Raw genomic sequence first — 12,570 nt, 5'->3', positions numbered from 1 at the left:
AACGTGGCCCGCTCGGCCAAAGGCTCCGGCCCGGTACCCAGCGCAAGCAATCGCTCCCGCTCGACGGCACCCAGCAGATCAAGACGGGCGACAGGAAGTCCCGCATGATCGGGGATCGCCGCGAGCAGCCGGGGGAAGGCCTCCGCGAGGGCCTGGACGCGCGGGCGCGGCACGACGTCGGGGCGGTGGTCGAAGTGGAAGCGCAGGGTGCGGCCCGGGCCGACGACCAAGGTCAACGGGTAGTGGGCGGCGTCCTGTGTACGGACCGAGGAGATCCGCAGCGCCTCCCCGAGGCCGTCCCGGCCGGCGCCGCTGGAGGGGTAGTTCTGGAACGCGTAGAGGCTGTCGAAGAGTTCGCCGCTGCCCGGGACGGCAGTGAGCGTCCGGATCTCGGCCAGTCCGAGATGCTGGTGGGGCAGCATCCGGGTCTGTTCGTCCTGTATCCGGGTCAACAGGCCGGTGAGCGTCTCAGCGGGACGTACCCGCACCCGGAGCGGCACGGTGTTGATCATCATGCCGACCATGGACTCGATGCCGTCCACCTCGGGCGAGCGGCCCGACACGGTGTTGCCGGTGACGATGTCGTCCTTGCCGGTCAGCTGGGCCAGAAGCAGTGCCCAGGCTCCCTGCACCACCGTGTTGAGGGTGAGTCCGGCGCCCCGGGCCCATGCGGTCAGCCGTGCCGTGTCCGCCTCGGGCAGCTCGCCGAGAACGCGCTCCGGGACCACCGGGGCGCGGGTCGCACCGGGGGCCACCAGCGTGGGTTCCGCGACGTCCGCGAGTGCATCCCGCCATGCGTCGGCGGCCGCGGCCCGGTCCTGCTCCGCCAGCCAGACCGCGTAGTCGCGGTAGGGACGCGGGGCAGGCAGGTCGGCGGAATCGCCCCCCGCGGCGTAGAGGGCCATCAGCTCCCGTACCAGAACGGGCAGCGACCAGCCGTCGACAAGGGTGTGGTGGAACGTCAGGACGAAGCGGTGGCGGCCTTGGCCCAAGCCGATCAGGGTCAGCCGCCACAGGGGCGGGCTGGCCGGGTCGAACCGCTTGAGCCGGTCGGCCTCGACGATTCTCCTGGCAGCCTCCTCGCGAGCCTGCGGGTCCAGGTCCGCGAGGTCCTCCTGGTGCCAGGAGAGCGGGACGCTGCGCAGCACGAGCTGCGCCCACTCCCCGGACTTGCGCTGCCGGAAGCAGGTGCGCAGGGTGGTGTGCCGGTCGAGCAGGGACGCGCAGGCCGCACGCAGCGTGCCCACGTCCAACGGGTCCTCCAGGTCGAAGACGACCTGGCCGGTGTACACATCGGTGCCGGACTCGTCGTAGACGTTGTGGAAGAGCAATCCCTCCTGCAACGGAGTGAGCGGCAGAATGTCCTCAATGGTCTTCTGTGGTCTGCTCACAGCGTTCCCCACTCCTCTTGCAGTTCCTGTTCGAAGTCGTCGATCTCGCTCTGGCCGATCGAGGAAAGAGCCACGTCGGAGGGGCTCAGTCCACCCGCGTCGGGGCGCTCGGCATGGGTGGCGAGGGCTTCCAGCGCGCGGACCCAGGCCCGCGCCAGCTCCTGCACGTCGTCGGGCGAGAGCAGCAGACCCGCGAAGGTCCAGGTGGCGACCAGTTCGGTACCCCCGGGGGCGTCCTTGGTGGCCGCATTGAGTTCCAGTACATGTGGCAGCGGCATCGCCGGATCGTGTTCCGGCCCGGTGACGACGCCCGCCTCGATGGTCCAGTCGGCCCCTCCCGAGCCCCCGACGTTGTACCGGCCGAGGTAGTTGAAGCCGATCTCGGGACGCGGCAACGCCTCCAGGACCGCCGCCGTGCCGGGGTTGAGGTGGCGCAGCATGCCGTAGCCCATGCCGTGGTCGGGGTAGCCGCGCAGCTGCTCCTTGATCCGCTTGAGCAGCCGCCCGGCGGCGGACCCGCCGGCCCATGCGTCGGCACGGTCCAGCGTTCCTGTGTCGAGGCGTACGGGATAGGCGTTGGTGAACCAGCCGACGGTGCGGGAGAGGTCGGCGCCACCGACCGCGTCCTCCTCACGGCCGTGTCCTTCCAGGTTCACGAGGACGGCGCCGTCACGCAGGGACTCGGTGAGGGCGAGGACGAAGGCGGCCAGCAGGACGTCGTCCACTCCCGCCTGGTAGGCGGCGGGGGCGGAACCGAGGACCGCCTTGGTCACCGCGCTCGGTACAGTCACGGTGACGCGGCCAGCGGTGGCGTGTGTGTCCCGCGCGGGGTCGAGCGGCCGGCCACCGAGCGACGACTCGCCCCGGCCCAGGGTGTCCGCCCACAGGGGCAGTTCGGCCTCGCGTTCCGGCGTGCCCGCTCGCTCGCGCAGGCGAAGTGCCCAGCCCCGCAGGGAGGTCCCCACCGGCTGCAGCCGGGGTGTGCCGCCTTCGGCCGAGGCCTGCCATGCTTCGGCGAGGTCCGGTAGCAGAATGCGCCAGGAGACCCCGTCGACCACGAGGTGATGTGCGACGAGCAGCAACCGGCCCGGGCGGGACGGCCCGTGGTCGAACCAGACAGCCCGCAGCATCTGTCCGTTCCCGGGGGCGAGTTCACGCCTGGCAGCGGTGCCTTCGGCCAGCAGGAGTTCCGCGTACGCCTCTCCGGTCACCGCCTCGACGTCGACTCGGCGCAGGCAGTGCTCGGCGGACACGGATCCCGGGGCCGGGATCTCCAGGTGCCACTCGGGGCCCTCGGTGTGCAGCCGGGCGCGCAACGCGTCATGGTGGTCGAGGACGGCCTGCAGGGCCGCGACGAGGTGCCGTTGTTCCAGGTCCGCGGGAACCCGCAGCACATGGGACTGGCTGAAGTGGTCCGAGGGACCGCCGCGCCCTGCGAAGGACCGCATCACAGGGGTGAGCGGCACGACGCCGAGCCCGTCCTCGGTCTCATTCCGGGGCAGCGCGTCCGCGACGGCCGCCACTGTGGCCAGGGCGGCGGGAGTGCGGTGCGCGAAGACGTCCCGCACCGACAGGACCAGGCCCGCGCGGCGCGCCCGGCTGACGAGCTGGATGGACATGATGCTGTCCCCGCCCAGCGCGAAGAACTCGTCGTCGACACCCGCCTGTTCCAGCCCGAGCACATCGGCGAAGAGCCCGCACAGCAGTTCCTCCGCCGCGGTGCGCGGCGCCCGTCCGGTGGACTCGGCCGCGTAGTCCGGGGCGGGCAGCGCGGCCCGGTCGAGCTTTCCGTTGCGGGTCAGCGGCAGCACCGTCAGGGGCACGAAGGCCGCGGGCACCATGTAGTCGGGCAGCACGGTGGCGAGCGCGCCGCGCAGGACAGTGGGCTGCGGTGCCGAATCGCCCACCACGTACGCCACCAGCCGACGGTCCCCGGGCCGGTCCTCGCGGACCACGACCCGGGCCTGCGCCACCTCGGGCAGCCGGGTGAGGGCGGCCTCGACCTCGCCGGGTTCGATCCGGAAGCCGCGCAGTTTGATCTGGTCGTCGGTTCTGCCCAGGTACTCCAGAACACCGTCCGCGCGTCGGCGCACCAGGTCTCCGGTGCGGTACATGCGCTCACCCGGAGCACCGAACGGACAGGCGACGAACCGTTCGGCGGTGGTCGCCGGAAGGCCGAGATAGCCGCGGGCGATGCCGGGGCCCGCGAGGTGGAGCTCTCCCGGCACACCGACCGGGACCGGGATCAGATCGGGGGCCAGCACATAGGCGCGCACGTTGGTGAGCGGCCGGCCGATGGGCACCGTGCCCGCCCCCGAGAGGGGGCCGCTGACCAAGGAGTTCACGGTGTACTCCGTGGGCCCGTAGGCGTTGATGACGGTGCGGCCACGCGCATGGCGGCGCACGGTCTCGGCAGAGCTCCGCTCGCCGCCGACCACCAGAGTGGTCAGGCACTCGGGCAGATCCGTCTCCGGGGGCAGCGCGGCGACCACGGACGCGGGCAGCTTGGCGAAGTCGATGCTCTGCTCGGCGAGGAAGTCGACGAGCGGCGCACCGGGGGTGCGGGCCGTGGCCGGGGAGAGGACCAGCGTCGCTCCGGTGAACAGCGCGGTCCACATCTCCAGGACGGAGACGTCGAAGCTGAACGAGGCAAAGTGCAGGACCCGGTGGCCGGGACCGACGTCGTACTCGGGAGCGAGGGTGGCAAGGCTCGCCGCGCCGGCGTGAGTGGTGACGACCGCCTTGGGCGTCCCGGTCGAGCCCGATGTGTGGATGACATAGGCCGGGTGTTCCAGCCGCAGTGGCCGGAGTCGGTCGGTGTCGTCCGGGTTCGTGGTGCGGGCCTCCTGCGCGGACTCCCCGTTCTGCGGGGGAAGTCCGTCCAGGACGAGGATCGGTCGTGTGCTGGCGAGCAGTGACTGGACGCGGGCCGGGGGCAGTTCCGGGTCGAGGGGGAGATAGGCGGCACCCGCCTTCTGTACGCCGAGAACGGCGACGACCGTGTCGGCCGACCGTGGCATCCGCAGGGCCACCAGGTCCTCGGGGCCGATGCCGTCCGCGATGAGGTGGTGCGCCAGGCGGTTGGCCCGTGTGTTCAACTCGTCATAGGTGAGGGAGAGTTCGCCGTCCTCCAAGGCGACGGCGGCGGGCGTGCGGGCCACCTGCTCCTCGAAGAGCGCGGGCACCGTCAGGGCGGGAACGGGGCGCCGCGTGTCGTTCCACTCCTCCAGTACCCGGCGGCGCTCGGCCTCGTCCATGAGGCTCGGTGCGCCGATCCGCTGCTCGGGCCGGGCCGCCAGGGCATCGAGCAGGCGCACCAGCCGCTCGGTGAACACTCCGGCCGTGGCATGGTCGAACAGGTCGGTGCGGTAGGCGAGCGTGGCCCGCATGCCGGCGGGTGCTCCGCTGGCGTCCCGCTGCTCCAGGAACGCGAAGGACAGATCGAACTTTGCGGCGCCGACGCCCACCCGGTGGTGGGTGAGGTCGAGTCCGGGCAGCTGTCCGAGAGTGTCCAGGGCGGCCTGCTGGTCCGCCGCGTCGAAGGACAGGGCGACCTGGAAGAGGGGGTGCCGGGCCAACGAGCGCTCCGGAGCAAGCACGTCCACGAGGCGTTCGAAGGGGATGTCCTGGTGGGCGTAGGCCGCCAGGTCCGTCTCACGGACCCGGGCCACCAGCTCGGCGAAGGTCGGGTCACCCGAGGTGTCCGTACGCAGCACCAGCGTGTTGACGAAGAAGCCGACCAGATCGTCCAGGGCGTCGTCCGTACGGCCGGCGATCGGCGTACCCACCGGAACGTCCGTCCCCGCCCCCAGCCGCGTCAGCAGCACCGCCAACGCGGCCTGCACCACCATGAACAAACTCGCCCGCTGCTCACGCGCGACGGCGCAGAGCGTCTTGTGTAGCGCGGCCGGTATCTCGTAGGCCACCTCACCACCGTGGTAGGAGGCGACGGCCGGTCGCGGGCGGTCGGCAGGCAGCTCCAGCTCCTCCGGCAACCCAGCCAACTGCTCCTTCCAGTAGTCGAGTTGGCGAGAAGTAGGGCTGTCCGGGTCGCTCTCGGAGCCCAGGATCTCGCGCTGCCACAGGGTGTAGTCCGCGTACTGCACCGGCAGCGGCGCCCAGCCGGGAGCGTCACCGGCACACCGGGCGGTGTAGGCCAGCGTCAAATCGCGGGCCAGCCGTGGCATGGACCAGCCGTCTCCCGCGATGTGGTGCATCACCAGGAGCAGCACATGCTCGTTGGGGGCGAGTTCGAACAACCGGGCATGCCAGGGCGCTTCGGCGGTCAGGTCGAAGCGCCGACGTGCGGCCTCCTGAAGCTGCCGGTCGAGGACGTCCTCGCCGGACGGGACCAGGGTGAGATCCAGGCGGGTCGCAGCGCCGTCGAGCACGACCTGATACGGGCCGTCCTCGTCCTCGGCGAAGACCGTACGCAACGCCTCGTGCCGTTCCGCCACATCGGCCAGGGCGGCCCGCAGCGCGGCGACGTCGAGGTCACCCTTCAGGCGCAGCCCGGCCGGGATGTTGTACACGGGACTCGGGCCCTGGAGCCGGTCGAGGAACCACAGACGCCGCTGGGCAGGGGAGAGAGGTACGCGCTCCGGACGCCGATCGGGGCGGCGCAGCGCGGGGCGTGCGGTATTGGTCGACCGGTCGAGTGCGGCTGCGATGCCCGCGACGGTCGGCGCGTCGAACAGCTCCCGCACCGACAACTCGCACCCGAACGCGGACCGCACCCGACTCACCAGGCGGGTGGCGAGGAGGGAGTGCCCGCCGAGTTCGAAGAAGTCGTCGTCGATGCCCACCCGATCGACACCGAGCACCTCCGCGAACAGACCGCACAAGATCTCCTCCCGCGCATCACGCGGGACCCGGGACTCGACCGCCGACTCGAAACGAGGAACCGGCAGCGCCCTGCGGTCCAGCTTCCCGTTCGGCGTCAACGGCAACACGTCCAAAACGACGAACGCGGACGGCACCATGTAATCCGGCAGAACCGCCGCCACATGCCCCTTCAACTCACCCGGAACCACAGGAACCCGCCCCGGCACCACATAGGCCACCAGACGCCGGTCCCCCGGCCGGTCCTCCCGCACCACCACCACACACCGCACGACCCCCTCATGGGCCGCCAACACCGACTCCACCTCACCCAACTCGATACGGAAACCCCGCACCTTCACCTGATCATCAACACGACCCACAAACTCCAACACCCCATCGACCGTCCACCGGACCAGATCGCCGGTGCGGTACATCCGCCCACCAGCCGGCCCGAACGGACACGCCACAAACCGCTCCGCCGTCAGACCAAAACGCCCCAGATACCCACGCGCCAGCTGTACACCGCCCAGATAGAGCTCACCCGGCACGCCCGGAGGCACCGGTCGCAGGGCGCTGTCGAGCACGTGCGTCGTGGTGTTCCACACCGGGCGGCCGATCGGTACGCCGGAACCGCTGGTCTCGGTGGCACAGGGCCAGGCCGTGACGTCCACCGATGCCTCGGTCGGGCCGTAGAGGTTGTGCAGCTCGGCGCCGAGCAGCCGGGAAAAGCGGCGTGCCAGGCTCGTCGACAGTTCCTCGCCACTGCAGATCACCCGACGCAGCGTGGCGCACCCCGCCACCGTAGGCTCGGCCAGGAACACCGACAGCATGGACGGCACGAAGTGGGCGGTGGTGACCTGCTCACGCCGGATCAGATCAGCCAGGTACACGGGGTCCTTGTGACCCTCGGGCCGCGCCACCACCAGGGTGGCGCCGGTGATCAGCGGCCAGAAGAACTCCCAGACCGACACGTCGAACGAGGCCGGGGTCTTCTGCAGTACCCGGTCGTCGGCACCGAGCCGGTAGGTGTGTTGCATCCACAGCAGCCGGTTGACGATCCCGCTGTGCGGAACGACGACGCCCTTGGGACGGCCGGTGGAGCCGGAGGTGTGGATGACGTACGCGGGATGGTGCGGGCGCAGCGCGGGGGGTTCCGGAGCGACGGGCAGGTTATCCGTTTCCGGCAGGCGGTCGAGGGTGAGGAGTGGCGCCGCGTTGTCGAGCATGAGCGCGATGCGCTCCGACGGATAGCCGGGGTCCACGGGCAGATAGGCGGCGCCGGACTTCAGCACGCCCAGCAGGGCGACGACCAGGTCGAGGCCACGGGGCAGGATCACGGCGATCACGCTCTCGGGCCCGGCGCCCCTGGTCCGCAGCCAGTGCGCCAGCCGGCCGGCGCGGTCGGCGAGGTCGGCGTACGTCAGAACCTGTTCCTCGAAGACGACGGCGACGGCGTCGGGGGTGCGTGCCGTCTGTTCGGCGAGGAGGGCGACGAGGGTGGTGTCCGGCACGGGGTGCGTAGTGTCGTTCCACTCCTCCAGCAGGCGGCGCTCGACCGGGTCCAGCAGGTCGGCGGCCGACACGGGCCGCTGCGGGGCCGCGGTCAGCGCACCGAGCAGGTGCACGAACCTGGTCGTCATCGTCCGTGCGGTGGCGGGGTCGAAGAGGTCGGTGCTGTACAGCAGCGCGCCGCGCAGTCCGGCGGCCGCGCCCTGGACTAGCCTGCGCTCGCCGAATCCGAAGAGCAGGTCGAACTTGGCGACGGGGGCGTTGACGGCCTGGAACTCGGCGTCCGTGCCGAAGAGTTCGCTCACCTTTCCGTCGGCCACCCGGTCCTCGGTGGTGTCGAACGTCAGCATGGTCTGGAACAGCGGGTGCCGGCTCTGTGAGCGCCGGGGATTGAGCACCTCCACCAGCCGCTCGAACGGCAGGTCGGCATGGGCGTAGGCCGTCAGGTCCGCCTCGCGCACCCGGGCCACGAGGTCCTCGAAGGCGGGGTCGCCGGACACGTCCGTGCGCAGTACGACGGAGTTGACGAAAAACCCGACCAGGTCCTCCACCGCCTCGTCGGTACGACCGGCGACCGGTGTGCCGAGCGGGATGTCGTCGCCGGCACCGAGCCGCGAGAGGAGCACCGCCAGTGCGGCCTGCACCACCATGAAGGTACTGGCGTTGCAGTCCCTGGCCACCTTGAGTACGCGCTCGTGGACGTCGGAGGGGATGTCGAACATGATCCGGTCACCCCGGTAGCCGGCCACGGCCGGTCTCGGCCTGTCGTAGGGCAGGTCAAGCTCCTCCGGGAGTCCCGTCAACGTCTCCTTCCAGTAGTCGAGTTGACGCGCAGCCATGCTCTGCGGGTCGTTGCCGGAGCCGAGTTCGCGGTGCTGCCAGAGGGCGTAGTCGGCGTACTGCACCGGGAGCGGCGGCCAGGCGGGGGCGAGAGCGGCCCGGCGGGCGTCGTACGCGATGGCGACGTCCCGGACCAGCACGGGCAGGGACCAGCCGTCGCCGGCGATGTGGTGGACCACGAACAGCAGCACGCTGTGTCCATCAGGCAGGGTGAACAGGAAGGCACGCCAGGGGACTTCGGTGGAGAGGTCGAAGGTGCGTCGCGCGGCCCGGCGCAGCTGTTCGTCGAGCCCGTCCTCGGTGGTGGCCGCGACGCACAGCTCGGGATGGGCGGATGTGCCGTCCAGCACGACCTGGTGGGCGCCGGCGTCGTCCTCGGCGAACCGGGTGCGCAGGGCCTCGTGCCGGTCGGCGGTGTCGGCGAGAGCGGCGCGCAGCGCGTCGGGATCGATGCGGCCGGTGAACCTCAGGGCGAGCGGGATGTTGTAGGTGTCGCTCGGGCCCTCGAGACGGTGCAGGAACCACAGCCGCTGTTGCCCGAAGGACAGCGGAATCCGCTCGGGCCGGTCGGCGGCCGTCACCCCGGTCCGGGCCGGGCCGGAGGCGCCCGCCTCGCCCAGGACGGCGGCGAGGCCGGCCACGGTGGGGGTCTTGAACAGCTGGCGGATGGTGATCTCCACGCCGAAGGCGGAGCGGATCCGGGACGCGAGCGCGGTCCCGAGGAGCGAGTGGCCGCCCAGGTCGAAGAAGCTCTCGTCGATGCCGACCCGCGTGGTGCCGAGGATTTCCGCGAACAGCTCGCAGAGAATCTCCTCACGTGGGCTGCGCGGGCTGCGCCCACGTGCCTCACCCTCGCGCTCCGGCTCGGGCAGGGCGGCGCGGTCCAGCTTTCCGCTGAGGCCGACCGGTAGCGCGTCCAGGGGCACGAAGGCCGCGGGCACCATGTACTCGGGCAGCGCGGCGGAGACATGGACGCGCAGTGTGGTGGACCCCGTCGGTTCACCGCCCGGGACGACATAGGCGACCAGGCGGCGGTCACCGGGCCGGTCCTCCCGTACAACGACGGCGCACTGTGCCACTGCCGGGTGCCCGGCGAGCACGGACTCGACCTCGCCCAGTTCAATGCGGAAACCGCGGATCTTGACCTGGCCGTCGGTCCGGCCCACGAACTCAAGGACACCGTCCCGCGTCCAGCGCACCACGTCGCCGGTGCGGTACATACGCTCGCCGGCACGCCCGAAGGGGTCCGCGACGAAGCGCTCGGCCGTGAGGTCGGGCCGGTTCAGGTAACCGCGGGCCAGACCGGCTCCCGTCACATACAGCTCACCTGGCACGCCGGCCGGAACGGGCCGCAGCGCCTCGTCCAGCACGAACACGCGGGTGTTGACGGAGGGCCGCCCGATCGGCACGGTTCCCTCCGGGTCCGGAGTGCAGGGGTGGAAGGCCGCGTCGACGGTGGTCTCGCTGGGACCGTAGGCGTTGAACAGCCGGTGGCGGGCGGACCAGCGCGCCACCAGGTCCGGCGCCGACGCCTCGCCGGCGAGGATGACGGTGAGGCCGGCCGGGACCGCGTCGGGCGACATCAGGCCGAGTGCGGCGGGCGGGATCGTCGCGTGGGTGATGCGGCGCTCGGTGAGCAGCCGCTCCAGCGGCTCGCCCGCGGCCCGCTCCTCGGGGGCAGCGATGACCAGTGTGGCCCCCGCGCACCACGCCATGCAGAACTCGGACACCGAGGCATCGAAGTTCACCGAGGCGAACTGGAGCACTCGGCTCTCGGCGTCGACGCCGAAGCCCGGGATCTGGGTCGCCGCGAGCGAGGCGATTCCGGTGTGGGATACGACGACGCCCTTGGGGCGGCCGGTCGAACCGGAGGTGTGGATGACGTAGGCCGGGTGAGCCGGGAGCAGCGGGCGGGTGCGCTCGGCGTCGGTCACCTCAGCGTCGTCGTACGCGGATGCCGAAGCCGCGGGGTCGTCGAGCAGGACCATGGTGGCCGTGGACTCGACGGGCAGCCGGTCGCGCACGGTGGACACGGTGACCACGGCGGCGGGCGCGGCGTCCGCCATGATTTGCCGGATACGCTCCTGCGGGTACTCCGGGTCGACGGGCACATAGGCGGCGCCCGACTTGAGGATGCCGAGCACGGCGACGGCAAGGTCGAGCGAACGGGGCACGGCCAGGGCTACGAAGGTCTCGGGGCCGGCCCCGAGGGCGATCAGTCGGCGGGCCAACCGGTTGGACCGGAAATCGAGTTCGGCGTAGTCGAGCTCCTCGCCCCGGTACTCGACGGCGGTGCGGGACGGGGTTCGCCGCGCCCGGTCGGTGAAGAGCTCGGGCCAGGTGACGTCGGGGACGGACCGGTCTGTGGTGTTCCACTCGACGAGCATGCGCCGCTGTTCCTCTGTGTCCAGGATCTCCAGGTCACGGATGGAACGGGACGGGTCGGCGACGGCCGCTTCCAGGACCTGCAGCAGACGTTCGACCAGGTCCATGGCGGTGCCCGGGTCGTAGAGGTCACTGCTGAAGCGGATGCCGCCGTCCATGCCGGCCGCCGTGCCGTCGGGTGCGAACCGCTCGCCGAGGTCGATCGAGAGGTCGAACTCGGCGCCCCCGGTGTCGGTGTCGAGCAGTTCGGCCGCGATGCCCGGGATCCGGCCGAGCGCGTCCATGCCGTCCTGGCGGAAGGTGTTCTGATAGCTGAGCATCACCTGGAAGAGGGGATGCCGGGAGAGCGAGCGATCCGGGTTGAGGGCGTCCACCAGGGACTCGAAAGGGACGTCCTGATGGGCGTACGCTGCGATGTCGGTGGCCCGGACCCGTTCCAGCAGCTCGCTGAACGTGGGGGCGCCCGAGGTGTCCGTGCGCAGCACGATGGTGTTGACGAACACACCGACGAGTTCCTCGAGCGAGGCGTCGACGCGTCCCGCGATCGGGCTGCCGATGGGGATGTCGGTTCCGGCGCCGAGCCTGGTAAGCAGTGCGCCCAGGGCTGCTTGGACCACCATGAAGACGCTGGTCCTGCTCTCCTCGGCGAGCGTCCGCACCCGGGTGTGCAGGGTCGCGGGCACACTGAACTCCAGGCGCTGCCCCCGGTGGGTGGCCACCGCCGGCCGCGGCCGGTCCGTGGGCAGGTCCAGGACGTCCGGGATGCCGGCCAGCGCGTCCTTCCAGTACGCGAGCTGTCGCGACACAAGGCTGTCGTGATCGGACTCGGAACCCATGACGCGGTGTTGCCAGAGGGTGAAGTCCACGTACTGCAAGGGAAGTCGGGTCCAGTCGGGCGCGGTTCCGGCGGACCGCGCGGTGTACGCGGTGGCCAGGTCCCGTACCAGCCGGTCCATCGACCAGCCGTCGCCCGCGACATGGTGCAGCAACAGGAGCAGTACGTGCCGTCGCGGGTTGTCGGTGAAGCTGAACAGACGGGTGCGCAGCGGGGTGTCCGCCGTCAGGTCGTAGCGGTAACGGACAGCAGCGGCCAGTTCCTCGTCGAGGTGTTCGGCGTCGGTGGTGATCACCTCGAGGGCGACCGGCGCGGCTTGCGGCGCCAGTACGATCTGCCGCAGTCCGTCCTGGTCCTCCCCGAAGACCGTGCGCAGCGGTTCGTGCCGGGCCACGACGTCGGCCACGGCGGCCCGCAGCGCGGGCACCTCAAGCGGGCCGGTCAGATCCAGGGCCGCGGGGATGTTGTAGGTGGCGCTGGCTCCGTCAAGGTGGTCGAGGAACCACCAGCGTTGCTGGGCGAAGGAGGCCGGGACACGTTCCGGCCTGGGGTCGGCACGGTGCGGGCTGCGCGGGACCGCGGTGTCGCGGCCGGCGTGGCCGAGGGTTTCGGCGAACCGGGCGACGGTGGGGGCGTCGAACAGCTCACGGATGGTCAGCTCGGTGTCCAGCGCCGTGCGGATGCGGCTGATCAGGCGGGTGGCGAGGAGGGAGTGCCCGCCGAGTTCGAAGAAGTCGTCGTCGATGCCCACCCGATCGACACCGAGCACCTCCGCGAACAGACCGC

2 protein-coding genes are annotated in these 12,570 nt (G+C 71.1%); both read right to left on the bottom strand.

The annotated features are described in order from the left end of the window. Window positions 1-1,391 (bottom strand): condensation domain-containing protein (locus tag ACFW6B_RS40715; protein ID WP_386604922.1); only part of this gene is annotated, 1,391 nt, incomplete at its 3' end. Then, entirely contained in the window at window positions 1,388-12,553 is an 11,166-nt protein-coding gene (locus ACFW6B_RS40710) for an amino acid adenylation domain-containing protein (protein ID WP_386604920.1), read from the bottom strand. The genes ACFW6B_RS40710 and ACFW6B_RS40715, both read right to left, overlap by 4 nt. Window positions 12,554-12,570 lie beyond the last annotated feature (17 nt).

The organism is Streptomyces sp. NPDC058751, from assembly GCF_042746485.1.
Classification (GTDB): Bacteria; Actinomycetota; Actinomycetes; order Streptomycetales; family Streptomycetaceae; genus Streptomyces.
Note: the sequence above shows the minus strand (reverse complement) of the source record. Positions and strands in the feature narration are given on the sequence as shown.